Origin of the sequence: Streptomyces sp. NPDC005931, from assembly GCF_042871235.1 — a bacterium.
Taxonomy (GTDB): Bacteria; Actinomycetota; Actinomycetes; order Streptomycetales; family Streptomycetaceae; genus Streptomyces.
On the sequence record NZ_JBIAIG010000002.1, the window covers coordinates 177623 to 192416 of the forward strand.

Annotated in this window: 13 protein-coding genes and 1 riboswitch; of the genes, 8 read left to right on the forward strand and 5 right to left on the reverse strand. The window is 70.4% G+C overall.

Going from position 1 to position 14794, the window contains the following annotated elements; translation table 11 throughout:
• Positions 1-134: 134 nt before the first annotated feature.
• Together ACFYOV_RS04715 and ACFYOV_RS04720 are read right to left on the reverse strand one after the other, a co-directional pair.
• Positions 135-1601 carry a sensor histidine kinase gene (locus tag ACFYOV_RS04715; protein WP_389084041.1) on the reverse strand — a complete coding sequence of 489 codons (1467 nt, stop codon included), beginning with the start codon at positions 1599-1601 and terminating at the stop codon, positions 135-137.
• A 340-nt stretch (positions 1602-1941) separates the two neighbouring features.
• Positions 1942-2568 (reverse strand): TetR/AcrR family transcriptional regulator, encoded by a 627-nt coding sequence (locus ACFYOV_RS04720; protein ID WP_389082831.1) that lies wholly within the window; start codon positions 2566-2568, stop codon positions 1942-1944.
• A 308-nt stretch (positions 2569-2876) separates the two neighbouring features.
• Between ACFYOV_RS04720 and nagB the strand changes: the two genes are divergently transcribed.
• From nagB to ACFYOV_RS04755, 7 genes are all read left to right on the forward strand, one after another.
• Positions 2877-3662 carry a glucosamine-6-phosphate deaminase gene (gene nagB, locus ACFYOV_RS04725; protein WP_389082833.1) on the forward strand — a complete coding sequence of 262 codons (786 nt, stop codon included), beginning with the start codon at positions 2877-2879 and terminating at the stop codon, positions 3660-3662.
• Positions 3663-3861: 199 nt separating this feature from the next.
• Positions 3862-4626: a GntR family transcriptional regulator gene (locus ACFYOV_RS04730; RefSeq protein WP_389082834.1), complete on the forward strand. Its 765-nt coding sequence runs from the start codon at positions 3862-3864 to the stop codon at positions 4624-4626.
• Between the two features lie 237 nt (positions 4627-4863).
• A complete protein-coding gene (locus ACFYOV_RS04735) occupies positions 4864-5130 on the forward strand; it encodes a DUF3311 domain-containing protein (protein WP_389082835.1) in 267 nt (88 codons plus the stop codon).
• Positions 5127-6755 carry a monocarboxylate uptake permease MctP gene (gene mctP, locus ACFYOV_RS04740; RefSeq protein WP_389082837.1) on the forward strand — a complete coding sequence of 543 codons (1629 nt, stop codon included), beginning with the start codon at positions 5127-5129 and terminating at the stop codon, positions 6753-6755. The genes ACFYOV_RS04735 and mctP overlap by 4 nt, the downstream gene beginning before the upstream one ends.
• 86 nt (positions 6756-6841) lie before the next feature.
• Positions 6842-7024, forward strand: coding sequence for a GNAT family N-acetyltransferase (locus ACFYOV_RS04745; protein WP_389082839.1), 183 nt, complete (start codon positions 6842-6844; stop codon positions 7022-7024).
• Between the two features lie 147 nt (positions 7025-7171).
• Positions 7172-7248, forward strand: a riboswitch (cobalamin riboswitch).
• 143 nt (positions 7249-7391) lie between these two features.
• Positions 7392-9797, forward strand: a complete 2406-nt coding sequence (locus ACFYOV_RS04750; protein ID WP_389082841.1) for a ribonucleoside-diphosphate reductase subunit alpha — start codon at positions 7392-7394, stop codon at positions 9795-9797.
• A gap of 50 nt (positions 9798-9847) precedes the next feature.
• Positions 9848-10804, forward strand: coding sequence for a ribonucleotide-diphosphate reductase subunit beta (locus ACFYOV_RS04755; RefSeq protein WP_389084044.1), 957 nt, complete (start codon positions 9848-9850; stop codon positions 10802-10804).
• Here the strand turns inward: ACFYOV_RS04755 and ACFYOV_RS04760 are convergent.
• The gene (locus tag ACFYOV_RS04760) at positions 10801-11004 is read right to left on the reverse strand and encodes a hypothetical protein (protein WP_389082844.1); all 204 of its coding nucleotides are present in this window, start codon (positions 11002-11004) and stop codon (positions 10801-10803) included. The genes ACFYOV_RS04755 and ACFYOV_RS04760 overlap by 4 nt on opposite strands.
• Before the next feature lie 94 nt (positions 11005-11098).
• Here ACFYOV_RS04760 and ACFYOV_RS04765 point away from each other — a divergent pair, with 94 nt between their 5' ends.
• Positions 11099-12061: a helix-turn-helix domain-containing protein gene (locus ACFYOV_RS04765; protein ID WP_389082846.1), complete on the forward strand. Its 963-nt coding sequence runs from the start codon at positions 11099-11101 to the stop codon at positions 12059-12061.
• Between the two features lie 21 nt (positions 12062-12082).
• Here the strand turns inward: ACFYOV_RS04765 and ACFYOV_RS04770 are convergent, their stop codons facing one another.
• On the reverse strand, positions 12083-13453 hold the full coding sequence (locus tag ACFYOV_RS04770) for a cytochrome P450 (RefSeq protein WP_389082848.1): 1371 nt from the start codon (positions 13451-13453) through the stop codon (positions 12083-12085).
• Complete coding sequence (cyc1, locus tag ACFYOV_RS04775) at positions 13450-14535, reverse strand: epi-isozizaene synthase (RefSeq protein ID WP_389082851.1); 1086 nt, start codon at positions 14533-14535, stop codon at positions 13450-13452. The genes ACFYOV_RS04770 and cyc1 overlap by 4 nt, the downstream gene beginning before the upstream one ends.
• Between the last annotated feature and the right edge of the window lie 259 nt (positions 14536-14794).

Here is a 14794-nt window from a genome sequence, read left to right on the forward strand (position 1 = left end):
CCCCCGAGCCGCAGCGCGCAGTTCCCCGATGCTCCCCCGACCCCTCGACGCAGCTCGAGCAGGGGGTACGCGAACGAGCAGAGCCCCGGACCTCCAGGTCCGGGGCTTTCCGCTGTGCCGGGCGGCCGCTGCCGCTACTTGTGCGCCTGCACCGGGATGTCCAGGATGACCCTGGTCCCCCGCTCCGGCGCCGGGACCATGTCGAAGGTGCCGCCCAACTCGCCCTCGACCAGCGTCCGTACGATCTGGAGCCCGAGGTTGCCGGCGGTGTGCGGGTCGAAGCCCTCGGGCAGGCCCACGCCGTCGTCCTGGACGGTGACCAGCAGACGGGCCTCCTTGGTGGTGCCACCGCGGACCGCGGACACCTCCACCGTGCCGGTGTCGCCCTCGCGGAAGCCGTGCTCCAGGGCGTTCTGAAGGATCTCGGTCAGCACCATCGACAGCGGGGTGGCGACCTCGGCGTCGAGTATGCCGAAGCGACCCGAGCGCCGGCCGGCGACCTTGCCCGGGGAGATCTCGGCGACCATCGCCAGCACGCGGTCGGCGATCTCGTCGAACTCCACGCGCTCGTCCAGGTTCTGGGAGAGCGTCTCGTGCACGATGGCGATGGACCCGACGCGGCGCACCGCCTCCTCCAGCGCCTCACGGCCGCGCTCCGAGCCGATACGGCGGGCCTGGAGGCGCAGCAGGGCGGCCACCGTCTGCAGGTTGTTCTTCACCCGGTGGTGGATCTCCCGGATGGTCGCGTCCTTGGTGATCAATTCCCGTTCGCGGCGGCGAAGTTCGGTGACGTCCCGGAGCAGTACCAGGGATCCGATGCGGGTGCCCTTGGGCTTGAGGGGGATCGCGCGGAACTGGATCACCCCGTCCTTCGCCTCGATCTCGAACTCCCGCGGTGCCCAGCCGCTGGCGACCTTGGCCAACGCCTCGTCCACCGGGCCGCGCGAGGGCGCCAGTTCGGCGGTGGTCCGGCCGAGGTGGTGGCCGACCAGATCGGCGGCCAGGCCCATGCGGTGGTAGGCGGAGAGCGCGTTCGGGGAGGCGTACTGGACGATGCCGTCGGCGTCCAGGCGGATCAGCCCGTCGCCCACGCGGGGCGAGGCGTCCATGTCGACCTGCTGGTTCGCGAACGGGAAGGCACCGGCCGCGATCATCTGCGCGAGGTCGGAGGCGCTCTGAAGGTAGGTGAGCTCCAGCCGGCTGGGGGTGCGCACGGTGAGGAGGTTCGTGTTGCGCGCGATCACTCCGAGCACCCGGCCCTCGCGCCGTACGGGGATCGACTCGACGCGGACCGGGACCTCCTCGCGCCACTCCGGGTCGCCCTCGCGCACGATCCGGCCCTCGTCCAGGGCCGCGTCCAGCATGGGGCGGCGACCGCGCGGGACGAGGTGGCCGACCATGTCGTCCTGGTAGGAGGTCGGGCCGGTGTTCGGCCGCATCTGTGCGACGGAGACGTAGCGGGTGCCGTCACGGGTGGGCACCCACAGGACCAGGTCGGCGAAGGACAGGTCGGAGAGCAGTTGCCACTCCGAGACCAGCAGGTGGAGCCACTCGAGGTCGGTGTCGTCGAGGGCGGTGTGCTGGCGGACGAGTTCGTTCATGGAGGGCACGTCAGCGAGCGTACCCGGGGGCCTGTGCCGCCCCGAAAAACACCCGCGGGCCGCGGCGCCTGAGAGGGACCCTCAACCCTCCCGGCACCGCAGCCCGGAGCAATATCGGCCTGCGGGGTGTGCGGTCCCGGTCGGCCGAAGGATGAGGAGCCGGGGCAGTCAGGGCAGAGAGCTCCGGATCCTCGGTCCGCCTTCCTGTGCGGGGAAGGCAGGCTTGTGTGCCTGTGCCGCATTCTGGACTGGACCACTGTCCGTGTCCATGCGTCGGAGGCTGTAGTTCGTTGTCGATTCCGCGCTTGCGCGCACCGCACGGAGGCGTTCACCACGCAGCCTAACCCGTGGATGCTCCCTCGGGGGGCCACACGGACAGGGCGATGTCCGCCAGCGGCTCCAGTTCCTCCCGGTTCGCTCCCTCGCGGGCCCGCTGGGACATGCCCTGGAGCATCACGTCGGTGTAGCGGGCGAGCGCGGCGGCATCGGTGTGCGCCGGCAGCGCCCCGGTGGAGACGTCGGCCCTGATCCGGCTCTCGACCGCGGCGACCCCGGCCTCGCGGCGCTCCCGCAGCACCCTGCCGATCTCCGGGTCCGAGCAGCTCACGGTCGCGTGGACGACCAGGCAGCCGGGCGGATGACCTGGCTCGGTGTACCGGGCGGCGGCCTCGCGCAGGATCCGTCCGACGGCCGCGCGGGCGGTCGGCTCCTCCGCGAGGGCACGGTCGGCGAAGGCGCCGTGGCCCGCGCCGTAGACCCGGACCACCTCGTCGAAGAGGGAGCGCTTGTCGCCGAAGGCCGCGTAGAGACTGGGGACACCGATGTCCATGGCCCGGGTGAGGTCAGAGACGGACGTGGCCTCGTAGCCGTGCTCCCAGAAGGCGAGCAGTGCCTTCTCCAACGCGCTCTGCCGGTCGAAGGTGCGAGGGCGGCCCCGGGGCCGGGGCGCGGACACGGTGCTGGACATGAGGTCTCCTCTCCCGCCGCCAGGAGGCACTGTAAGTCGGTCACGCGAGGGATTTCGGCGGCCCAACGGCCCTTGAAAACCCGGCGGCCCTTCGGTCGGGACCGACGCGCCCCCGCGGCAGGACGCACCCGCGGGACCCTGGGACGCTAGGAGGACCCGCACTTCCTCCCCCGTGCGCGCGGCCGGCTCCGGCGCCGTTCACCTGGGAGGCGGGCACCCGCTCTGTTAGATTGGGATTGGTCTAAACCACATGGACCCTCCGGGGTCCCCCTCCAGTCGAGCCCTCCCCTCAGATCGGCAGGCCCAGCGTGGAAGTTGTCATCGTTCCGGACGCCGAGGCCGGCGGCGAACTCATCGCCGAGGCCATGGCGCATCTCCTGCGGCGCAAGCCCGACGCCCTGCTCGGCGTGGCCACCGGCTCGTCGCCGCTGCCCGTGTACGAGGCGCTGGCGGCCAAGGTGCGCTCCGGTGCCGTCGACACCTCGCGGGCCCGGGTCGCCCAGCTCGACGAGTACGTGGGGCTGCCCGCCGACCACCCGGAGTCCTACCGCTCGGTGCTGCGCCGCGAGGTGCTGGAACCGCTCGGCATCGGGATGGACGCCTTCCTCGGCCCCGACGGCACCGCCGCGGACGTGCAGGACGCGTGCGAGGCGTACGACCGGGCGCTGGCCGCGGCCGGCGGTGTCGACCTCCAACTGCTCGGGATCGGCACGGACGGTCACATCGGGTTCAACGAGCCGTGTTCCTCGCTCGCCTCGCGCACCCGGATCAAAACGCTGACCGAGCAGACCCGGGCGGACAACGCCCGGTTCTTCGAGGGCGACATCGACCAGGTCCCGCACCACGTGATCACCCAGGGCATCGGCACCATCCTGGAGGCCCGCCACCTGGTGCTCCTCGCCACCGGCGAGGGCAAGGCGGACGCGGTCGCCGCAACCGTGGAGGGCCCGGTGGCCGCGGTGTGCCCGGCCTCGGCGCTCCAGCTGCACCCGCACGCCACGGTCGTCGTCGACGAGGCGGCCGCGTCCAAGCTGAAGCTCGCCGACTACTTCCGGCACACCTACGCCAACAAGCCGGAGTGGCAGGGGATCTGATCCCGCCCGCGGGGGCGTGCGACGCCGGGCGCGCCCCCGCCCGCACCCATGGTGGCCTAGACCAGCCCCCGTCCCGGCGGTATACAGAGGAGATCACGGAGCGTGCGGGGCACCACCCCGCCTCGAGCCGTGCCACGATGTGAGCCGTGACCGATGGGGATGTCGGTCGTTTCGGCACTCGGAGCCGGGAAGGCAGAGCATGAGCACCGACGTCAGCAGTGCGGAGAACGAGGGTGGGACTACGGTCCGTACGGCGCGTGTGCCCAAGTACTACCGGCTGAAAAAGCACCTGCTCGACATGACGGAGACTGCGGCGCCCGGCACTCCGGTCCCGCCGGAGCGCACCCTCGCGGCGGAGTTCGACACCTCGCGCACCACCGTGCGCCAGGCGCTGCAGGAGCTGGTCGTCGAGGGACGCCTGGAGCGCATCCAGGGCAAGGGCACCTTCGTGGCCAAGCCCAAGGTCTCCCAGGCGCTCCAGCTCACCTCGTACACCGAGGACATGCGGGCCCAGGGCCTGGAGCCCACCTCGCAGCTGCTGGACGTCGGCTACATCACCGCCGACGACCGGCTCGCCGGGCTGCTCGACATCGCGCCCGGCGGACGGGTGCTGCGCATCGAGCGGCTGCGCATGGCCAACGGGGAGCCGATGGCCATCGAGACGACCCATCTGAGCGCCAAGCGCTTCCCGGCGCTGCGCCGCAGCCTGGTGAAGTACACGTCCCTCTACACCGCGCTCGCCGAGGTGTACGACGTCCACCTGGCGGAGGCCGAGGAGACCATCGAGACCTCGCTGGCCACCCCGCGCGAGGCGGGGCTGCTCGGCACCGACGTCGGCCTGCCGATGCTGATGCTCTCCCGGCACTCGCGGGACCGGGACGGCCGGCCGGTGGAGTGGGTGCGCTCGGTGTACCGGGGCGACCGCTACAAGTTCGTCGCCCGCCTCAAGCGCCCCCAGGACTGAGCCACGGCGTCACCCTCCCAGATCGCGACGTCACCCTCCCAGGTCGCGGCGTCACCCTCCCGGGTCACGGACACACCCGCCGGAAACGGACGGTTGACAGGGATTTCGTTGCTGTTGCCTCTCGGTTGAGCCGCGTTGGGGTACCGCTCGTCCGACGAGGGGTTCCGGCTGCGCCGGGAACTGACCTAGATTTCCTGCGCATTGAGCCGGTGATCAGTGAGGGGACGGAGCCGTCTTATGTCGCAAGCCCCGGAAAACAGCAGGATGCCGGTGGTGACGCCCGTGCGCGTCGTCATCGGCGTCTGTCTCGTCGCACCGTTCGTGGCCATGCTGTGGGTCGGTTCGTACGCCAAGACCGACCCGGTCGTGATCGGGATCCCGTTCTTCTACTGGTACCAGATGCTGTGGGTGCTGGTGTCGACCGCGCTGACGATGGTCGCGTACAAGCTCTGGCAGCGTGACCAGCACGGCCGCTCGGGCTCGAAGGGCGGTGCGGAGCAATGAACGAGGGAGTCAACGGCGTGGCACTCGCCGTCTTCGTCTGCTTCTTCCTGCTCGTCACGGCGATGGGCTTCCTGGCCGCCCGCTGGCGCAGGGCCGCCAACGAGCACACCCTCGACGAATGGGGCCTGGGCGGCCGGTCGTTCGGCACCTGGGTGACCTGGTTCCTGCTGGGCGGCGACCTGTACACCGCCTACACCTTCGTGGCCGTGCCGGCGGCGATCTACGCGGCGGGCGCGGCGGGGTTCTTCGCGGTGCCGTACACGATCCTGGTGTATCCGCTGATCTTCACCTTCCTGCCCCGCCTGTGGTCGGTGTCGCACCGGCACGGCTACGTGACGACGTCCGACTTCGTGCGCGGCCGGTTCGGCTCCAAGGGGCTGTCGCTGGCGGTGGCGCTCACCGGCATCCTGGCGACGATGCCGTACATCGCGCTCCAGCTGGTCGGCATCCAGGCCGTGCTGGACGTGATGGGCGTCGGCGGCGGCGAGAGCACCCACTGGTTCGTCAAGGACCTGCCGCTGCTGATCGCCTTCGGTGTGCTGGCGGCGTACACCTACTCGTCGGGTCTGCGGGCTCCCGCGCTGATCGCGTTCGTGAAGGACACGCTGATCTACGTCGTCATCGCGGTGGCGATCATTTACATCCCCATCAAGCTGGGCGGCTTCGACGACATCTTCGCCAGGGCGAGCGCCGCGTTCGCCGAGCCCAACCCGGCGACGGGCGCGCCGCGCGGGGCGCTGGTGCCGGGCGAGGCGGGCCAGTGGACGTACGCCACGCTGGCGCTGGGCTCGGCGCTCGCGCTGTTCATGTACCCGCACTCGATCACGGCGACGCTGTCCTCGCGCAGCCGTGAGGTGATCCGCCGCAACACCACGATCCTGCCGCTGTACTCGCTGATGCTGGGGCTGCTGGCGCTGCTCGGCTTCATGGCGATCGCGGCCGGGGTGAAGGTGCAGAACGGGCAGCTGGCCATTCCCCAGTTGTTCGAGAACATGTTCCCGGCCTGGTTCGCGGGCGTGGCGTTCGCGGCCATCGGCATCGGCGCGCTGGTGCCGGCGGCGATCATGTCGATCGCGGCGGCGAACCTGTTCACCCGCAACATCTACAAGGACTTCATCAAGCCGGACGCCACGCCCAAGGAGGAGACCAAGGTCTCCAAGATCGTCTCGCTGCTGGTCAAGGTGGGGGCGCTGGCCTTCGTCCTGACCATGGACAAGACGGTCGCCATCAACTTCCAGCTGCTGGGCGGCATCTGGATCCTCCAGACCTTCCCGGCGCTGGTGGGCGGCCTGTTCACCCGCTGGTTCCACCGGTGGGCACTGATCGCCGGCTGGGCGGTCGGCATGGTCTACGGCACGGTCGCCGCGTACGGGGTGGCCTCACCGACGCAGAAGCACTTCGGCGGCTCGGCGAAGGAGATCCCGGGCATCGGCGAGATCGGCTACATCGGTCTCACCGCCTTCGTGCTCAACGTCGTCGTGACGGTCGTGCTGACCTTCGTGATGCGGGCCCTGAAGGCGCCCGAGGGCATCGACCAGACGAAGCCGGAGGACTACACGGCGGACGCCGGCGACCCGGGCGTGCAGGTCGAGCTCCCGCCGGCCACGGCGGACAGCGTGCACTGACGCCCCGGTGACGCGAGGCCGCACGGGCCGCCGGAAATCCGGCGGCCCGTTGTCATTCCCGTCGGGCACACTCGCCCGAGATCCGGATGCCGGCGGTCGACCGCGCCGCACGGGGGCGCGGCGCCGGGGAGGCCCTGGTGCGCGCCTGTCTCGAGCGGGCCCGGGCCACCGAGGGCTGCGCCCGCGTCGTGCTGTCGACCCAGCGCACCACGCGCTCCGCCCACCGGGTCTACGCGCGCCTCGCTTTTTCACCCGCACCCCGAGCGTGACGGGAACCCCCTCAACCCCCTCATGCACCTGGACGACGTCACCCCGCTCACCCACACCTTGACGCTCTGACACCGCCGCGACACAACATATGGGGCTGCGGACCGCACCCGGCACAAGATGTATGCTCATGCTCGCTGTCGCCGCAGGGGAATCCGGTGTGAGTCCGGAACTGTCCCGCAACGGTGTACTCGCGTGCGTCCGCACGCCTGTCAGTCCGAGGACCTGCCGACAGTGCGCCCGGCCGTCCGGTCCGGGCGCCCGACGTCCGGGCCTCGCGGAATGGGCCGGTGGACGCGGCGCCGCGTGCGCTCGTGTGCCCCTCCCTGCCCTCGGTGAGGCCCCGTGCCGAGCGAGGGAGAGCCCCACGTGACCATCGCGCCAGCCGATCCGGCCCCAGCGATCGACGTGACCGAGGAGAGCGGCGGCCCCGGTGCCGCGCTGCTGCGCACCCTGACCGAGCTGACCGCCGACCTCCCGGACACCGACCCCGGCCGGATCGCCGCCGCCGCGCTGCGCGGCCGGTCCGCGCGGGCCGCCTCCGAGATCACGGCGGAGCTGCGGGAGCTGGCCACCGAGGCGGCGGCCGGGCTCATCTCCGAGGACCCCGCCTACTCCCGGCTGGCCGCCCGGCTGCTGACCATCGGCATTCGCGCCGAGGCCGCCTCGCAGGGCGTCACGTCGTTCACGGAGTCCGTGGCGACCGGGCACCGCGAGGGGCTGATCGCCGACCGGACCGCCGACTTCGTCCGGCGGCACGCGCAGCGCCTCGACGCGCTGATCGACCCCGCGGCCGACGACCGCTTCGGCTACTTCGGCCTGCGCACCCTGCACAGCCGTTACCTCCTGCGGCACCCGGTCACCCGCAAGGTGGTCGAGACGCCCCAGCACTTCCTGCTGCGCGTCGCCGCCGGGCTGGCCGAGGACGACACCACCCGCTCGGTGGACGAGGTCGCCGCGCTGTACGGGCTGATGAGCCGCCTGGACTACCTGCCCTCCTCCCCCACGCTGTTCAATTCCGGCACGCGCCACCCCCAGATGTCCTCCTGCTACCTCCTGGACTCCCCCAAGGACGAGCTGGACTCGATCTACGAGCGCTATCACCAGGTGGCCCGCCTCTCCAAGCACGCCGGCGGCATCGGACTGTCCTACTCCCGCGTCCGCGCCCGGGGTTCGCTGATCCGCGGCACCAACGGGCACTCCAACGGCATCGTTCCATTCCTCAAGACACTGGACGCTTCCGTCGCCGCCGTGAACCAGGGCGGGCGGCGCAAGGGCGCGGCGGCGGTCTACCTGGAGACCTGGCACGCGGACATCGAGGAGTTCCTGGAACTGCGCGACAACACCGGCGAGGAAGCCCGCCGTACGCACAACCTGAACCTCGCGCACTGGGTGCCGGACGAATTCATGCGCCGGGTCGGCGCCGACGAGAAGTGGTCGCTGTTCTCCCCGGCGGACGTACCGGAGCTGGTCGATCTGTGGGGCGAGGAGTTCGACGCCGCGTACCGGGACGCCGAGCGCAGGGGGCTCGCCCGGAAGACGCTCCCCGCGCGGGAGCTGTACGGCCGGATGATGCGCACCCTCGCGCAAACCGGCAACGGCTGGATGACCTTCAAGGACGCCGCCAACCGCACCGCCAACCAGACGGCGGTCCCGGGCCACGTCGTCCACTCCTCCAACCTCTGCACGGAGATCCTGGAGGTGACCGACGACGGCGAGACGGCGGTGTGCAACCTGGGGTCGGTCAACCTGGGCGCGTTCGTCGACCCGGCGGCCGGTGACCTCGACTGGGAGCGGCTGGACGCGACCGTGCGCACGGCCGTGACGTTCCTCGACCGGGTCGTGGACATCAACTTCTATCCGACCGAGCAGGCGGGCCGTTCCAACGCCCGCTGGCGCCCGGTGGGCCTCGGCGCGATGGGCCTCCAGGACGTCTTCTTCCAGCTGCGGCTGCCCTTCGACTCGCCCGAGGCCCGGGCCCTGTCCACCCGGATCGCCGAGCGGATCATGCTCGCCGCCTACGAGACCTCCGCCGACCTCGCCGAGCGCAACGGCCCGCTGCCGGCCTGGGAGAAGACCCGTACCGCCCGGGGTGTCCTGCACCCCGACCACTACGACGCCGAGCTCAGCCGGCCGGAGCGCTGGGCGGCGCTGCGCAAGCGGATCGCGGCCGTGGGCATGCGCAACGCGCTGCTGCTGGCGATCGCGCCCACCGCCACCATCGCGTCGATCGCGGGCGTGTACGAGTGCATCGAGCCGCAGGTGTCGAACCTGTTCAAGCGCGAGACGCTGTCCGGGGAGTTCCTCCAGGTCAACTCATACCTGGTGGACGACCTGAAGCGGCTGGGCGTGTGGGACGCGCGCACCCGGGAGGCGCTGCGCGAGGCGGGCGGCTCGGTGCAGGGCTTCGCCTGGATCCCCGAGGAGGTGCGCCGGCTGTACCGCACGGCGTGGGAGATCCCGCAGCGCGGCCTGATCGACATGGCCGCCGCCCGCACGCCGTTCCTGGACCAGTCGCAGTCCCTGAACCTGTTCCTGGAGACGCCGACCATCGGCAAGCTCTCCTCGATGTACGCCTACGCCTGGAAGTCCGGGCTGAAGACCACGTACTACCTGCGCTCGCGCCCGGCGACCCGCATCGCCCGTGCCGCACAGGCCGCCGTCCCCGTACCGCGGGCGGCCGACCCGGAGGCCGGTCCCGTACCGCGGGCGGCCGACCCGGAGGCCGTCGCCTGCTCCCTGGAAAACCCCGAGTCCTGCGAGGCCTGCCAGTGACGACCGACCACAACCTGCTCGACCCCGGCTTCGAGCTCACCCTGCGCCCCATGCGCTACCCGGACTTCTACGAGCGCTACCGGGACGCGATCAGGAACACCTGGACCGTGGAGGAGGTCGACCTCCACTCCGACGTGGCCGACCTCGCGAAGCTCAGCCCCGCCGAGCGGCACCTCATCGGCCGACTGGTGGCGTTCTTCGCCACCGGCGACTCGATCGTGGCCAACAACCTGGTGCTGACGCTCTACAAGCACATCAACTCCCCCGAGGCGCGGTTGTACCTGTCGCGGCAGCTGTTCGAGGAGGCGGTGCACGTCCAGTTCTATCTGACGCTGCTGGACACCTACCTCCCCGACCCGGACGACCGGGCGGCCGCCTTCACGGCCGTGGAGAGCATCCCGTCGATCCGCGAGAAGGCGCAGTTCTGCTTCAGGTGGATGGACTCGGTGGAGAAGCTCGAGCGGCTCGAGACGCGGGCGGACCGGCGCCGTTTCCTCCTCAACCTGATCTGCTTCGCCGCCTGCATCGAGGGCCTGTTCTTCTACGGGGCCTTCGCCTACGTGTACTGGTTCCGCAGCCGTGGCCTGCTGCACGGGCTCGCGACCGGCACGAACTGGGTGTTCCGGGACGAGACCATGCACATGTCGTTCGCCTTCGAGGTGGTCGACACCGTGCGCAAGGAGGAGCCGGACCTCTTCGACGACGAGCTCGGGCGGCAGGTCACCGACATGCTGCGGGAGGCGGTCGAGGCGGAGTTGCAGTTCGCCCGTGACCTGTGCGGGGACGGGCTGCCGGGCATGAACACCGAGTCGATGCGGCAGTACCTCGAGTGCGTCGCCGACCAGCGCCTGGTCCGGCTGGGCTTCGCTCCGGTGTACGGCTCGCAGAACCCGTTCTCCTTCATGGAGCTCCAGGGTGTCCAGGAGCTGACGAACTTCTTCGAGCGGCGCCCGTCCGCGTACCAGGTCGCCGTGGAGGGGACGGTCGACCTGGACGAGGACTTCTAGGCGGTCACCCGGGCCTTCCGGGGCCCGGGCCGCACGGCGGCGGCGTCGCGGCCGGTCCTCGGGCCGGCCTCGGCCCGCCTGAGCTGGCGGTCGATCCTCCGGTCGCGGGCGATGCCGATCACGGCGGGGAGGACCATCAGGACGAGGAGTGCGAGAACAGTCAGCATTCCGATCAGCGCTTCCGTGTGTGCCGTATCCATGGACACCAGTGTCGCGCCGAATGCTCCTTACAGGCAGTGGCAGGACTGCCGTACACCCTCGATTTACTGCCATCCGCGAGGCACACTGGGACGCATGCTCCAGAACGTGGCCGCCGTCCTCCTCGACGGTGTGAATCCCTTCGAACTCGGCGTCGTCTGCGAGGTCTTCGGCACCGACCGCAGCGACGACGGCCTGCCCGTCTACGACTTCGCCGTCGCCTCGGCCGACGGCCCCGCCCTGCGCAGCAACGCGGGGTTCTCCCTGCGGGTCGAGCACGGCCTGGAGCGCCTGGAGGCGGCGGACCTGATCGCCGTACCGGCCGGGCGGGGGTACGAGTCCCGGGACTTCCCTCCCGAGCTGCTGGACGCCCTGCGCCGGGGCGTGGACCGGGGCGCCCGGGTGCTCAGCGTCTGCTCGGGGGTGTTCGTGCTCGCCGCGGCCGGTCTGCTCGACGGCCGGCGCGCCGCCGCCCACTGGCGCCACGCCGACGCACTGACCAGGCAGTATCCCCATCTGACCGTCGAGCCGGACGTCCTCTACGTGGACGAGGACCCGGTGATCACCTCCGCGGGCACCGCCGCCGGCATCGACGCCTGTCTGCACCTGGTGCGCAAGGAGCAGGGCCCGGAGGTCGCCAACAGGATCGCCCGGCGCATGGTGGTGCCGCCGCACCGCGACGGCGGCCAGGCCCAGTACATCGAGCGGCCGCTGCCCCGGTCCGGTGGCGACACCATCGGCGAGATGCTGGTGTGGATGGAGCGGCACCTCGACGAGGAGGTCACGGTCGAGCAGCTGGCCGCCCGCGCGCACATGTCCCCGCGCACCTTCGCGCGCCGTTTCCAGCAGGAGACCGGCACCACTCCGTACCGGTGGATCCTGGGCCAGCGGGTGCTGCTGTCCCAGCACCTGCTGGAGGCCACGGACGAGACGGTGGACGCGATCGCGGCCCGCACCGGGTTCGGCAACGCGGCGGCGCTGCGCCACCACTTCGTGCGCGCCGTGGGAACGACGCCGAACGCCTACCGGCGGACGTTCCGCGGCCCCGAGGCCGCCTGAGCGCCCGCCGGCGGGCACCGCTCACCGCGGGACGGGCCGCAGCACCAGCCGGTTCGGGCGCAGGGTGATGCCCACGCGCGTGGCGTCGTCGGAGCCGGGCACCTGCTCGAAGCGGAACCGGGTGGCCATCGCCGCCGTGATCAGCGTCAGCATGGCCATGGAGAAGTGGTCGCTGGGGCATTTGCGGTTGCCCAGGCTGAAGGGGCGCATGGCGTACTTGGGAATGTCCTTCGAGCGTTCGGGCAGCCACCGGTCGGGGTCGAACTCGAGGTGCCGCTCGTACGATCTCGGGTCGCGCTGGATCGCGTACGGGCTGTAGACGATGTCCGCCCCGGCCGGAATGCGATAGCCGCCGAGTTCCGTGTCGGTCACCGCCCGGCGGGTCAGAATCCAGACGGCGGGGCGCAAACGCAACGCCTCGACGACGACATTGTTGGTGTGCGGGAGCCTGTGGACGTCCTCGAATGCCACAGGACGCCCGCCGGTGACGGACATGACCTCGTCCCGCACCTTGTCGCCGTGTTCCGGATGCACGGAGAGCACCTGAAGCAGCCACATGATCGTGGACGCGATCGTCTCGCTTCCCGGGGTGAGTATGGCGACGACCTGGTCGTGTATCTCCTGTTCCCCGATGGGGTCGCCATTGTCGTCCTTCGCCTCCAGCAATGCCGTCAGCAAATCGTCCGGCTTTTGACCGGATGCACGGCGCTCCGCGACGATCTCGTCGACGAGCAGATGCAAATCGGCCAGCGCGCGGTTGAATTCCCGGTTGGCCGGCAGCGGCAGTTTGTACAGCGGTCCTAGCGGCACCACCATCCGTTGGTACATACCGCGGAAGACGGTGGCCAGTGCCCCGCACAGCCTTTCCGCCCGCTCGTCCATGAACCTCCCGCGGAGCAGACAGCGGGCCGCCACCCGCACGGCGACGCGGAAGGACTCGGAGGTGCAGTCGATGGTTTCGCCCGACGCCCAGCGCTCGGTCAGGGCGTGTGCCTCCTCCTCCATGATCGGCCCGTAGGCGGGGATGGCGTCGAGCCGGAAGGCGGGCTGGATGGTGCGCCGCTGCCGCCGGTGCGGCGCCCCGTTCGCGGTGGCCACGCCCTGTCTTCCGAGCAGTCCCTCCAGGGACTCCCACAGCGGCCCGGAGATGATGTAGTCGGGGCTGAGGGCCAGCGCCCCGGTCAGGGCGGGCGTGGTGACGGCGTACACCGTCTTGGGGCCGAGCTTCAGACGCACCACGTCGCCGTGGTCGCGCAGCCGGGCCATGAAGGCGAGCGGGTCGCGGACCAGCTTCCAGCCGTGGCCGAGACCGGGGACCCCGCCGCCCGCCACGGGCGGCTCGCGCAGCTCGGAGACCTCGGACGCTTCCGGTTTCACCGACTCGACGGTCATTTCTCACCTGCCGCTTCGTTGCTGACGTACGGGGGCGTGGAGCGGTCGTCCCAGCTGTCGACCCTGTACCGGCCGGACTCGTGGTGGAACCAGTAGACGGAACTGAACCAATTGCGCATATTGCCGAGGCAGGCCATGACGGCGGCTCCCAGTTCCTTTCCCCGCACCGTGCCGTCGTCGAGGCCGTCGGCGAGCCGTAGGACTTCCTTTTCGATCGCGAGGAATTCCGTGACGCATTCCTCGACACGGTGCCGCACTTCCAGGACCGCCTCTTCGAGCGTCAGGTCCTCGTGGGTGATGAGACTGATGCCGAGATTGTGCACCTCGCTTCCGGCTATTTCCTTCGGGAGTGAGCACAGGTCGTTGTACCAGGCGGCGAATTCCTGGCTGAGCAGTGCCGCCTTCCGGTAGGCAGGATGTTTCCTCACCGGATCGGGGAGCTCCAGGCCCGCGCTGGGCTCCAGGAGGTCGGTCCATATCCAGTGGGCGAAGGTGAGCCGGCGCAATTCCAGATAGTCCTCGACGGTCGGGACGATCCCCTCCGTGCGGTTGCGGAACTCCCGGTCGTAGGCCTCGATCACCGCGTGGAAGTGCCGGGAGAACCGGGCGTTCCAGGTGCCGGGCAGGAACGAGTAGAGCCGTCGCACGCTGTCCGCGAGCCCGGCCACCAGGGGATCCTCGTGGCTCAGGTGGTCCGCGGGGCGGTCGAGGGCGGTGTGCAGCCGGTCCTTGAGCCGTCGCCAGGCGGCGGGCCGACGGTGCACGATGTCCCGGTCGTGCCGGTCGTCCCAGACGAAGAACCACGCGCTGTAGTCCGCTATCGCCTGGAGGACCTCGTCGGCGGCGCCGGTGTAGTAGCCCGCCATGAGGTCGGTGTAGCAGAGGCCGTCGGCGTGTTCCGCCACCTTGTCGGCGGGCATGAGCCGTTTTTCGAGCAGCCAGGTTCTCGTCTTCTCCTGCAACCTCGGCCAATAGGGATGGAGTTGCCGAGGAAACGCCGCCTCGATCAGTGGAAGGGACAGCGACGGTGGAACGGTGACGCTGGTCGGTGCCGATGTGGTGCCGTGTGTCAAAGCATGCACGAACAATCCCCTCTCAGCCGCCGGTCGGCGTGCGCCCGCCCCAAGTGCCGGGCGTACGCCGTTGCTTCCCCGCACATCCATTCAGCACCACAACTGACCGGTCTGGGAACGGATTTGCTCCATTCACTACCCCAAGATGCCGAGAACCTCCTTGCGTACCCGGTAGGGGATCAGGACCGGCTGTACAGGGTTCGAACACGTGACGGACACACGAACGGCGCCCGTTGGCGGGTGGGGAAGCCGCTCGGGCGCCGTGCGC

Excerpts from the sequence above, each read along its gene's own strand:
- ACFYOV_RS04755 (WP_389084044.1), top strand. The coding sequence starts at position 9,848 with ATGCGCTACCCGGACTTCTACGAGCGCTACCGGGACGCGATCAGGAAC.
- ACFYOV_RS04730 (WP_389082834.1), top strand. The coding sequence starts at position 3,862 with ATGAGCACCGACGTCAGCAGTGCGGAGAACGAGGGTGGGACTACGGTC.
- ACFYOV_RS04720 (WP_389082831.1), bottom strand. The coding sequence starts at position 2,568 with ATGTCCAGCACCGTGTCCGCGCCCCGGCCCCGGGGCCGCCCTCGCACC.
- mctP (WP_389082837.1), top strand. The coding sequence starts at position 5,127 with ATGAACGAGGGAGTCAACGGCGTGGCACTCGCCGTCTTCGTCTGCTTC.
- ACFYOV_RS04765 (WP_389082846.1), top strand. The coding sequence starts at position 11,099 with ATGCTCCAGAACGTGGCCGCCGTCCTCCTCGACGGTGTGAATCCCTTC.
- ACFYOV_RS04760 (WP_389082844.1), bottom strand. The coding sequence starts at position 11,004 with ATGGATACGGCACACACGGAAGCGCTGATCGGAATGCTGACTGTTCTC.
- ACFYOV_RS04745 (WP_389082839.1), top strand. The coding sequence starts at position 6,842 with ATGCCGGCGGTCGACCGCGCCGCACGGGGGCGCGGCGCCGGGGAGGCC.
- ACFYOV_RS04715 (WP_389084041.1), bottom strand. The coding sequence starts at position 1,601 with ATGAACGAACTCGTCCGCCAGCACACCGCCCTCGACGACACCGACCTC.
- ACFYOV_RS04735 (WP_389082835.1), top strand. The coding sequence starts at position 4,864 with ATGTCGCAAGCCCCGGAAAACAGCAGGATGCCGGTGGTGACGCCCGTG.
- ACFYOV_RS04770 (WP_389082848.1), bottom strand. The coding sequence starts at position 13,453 with ATGACCGTCGAGTCGGTGAAACCGGAAGCGTCCGAGGTCTCCGAGCTG.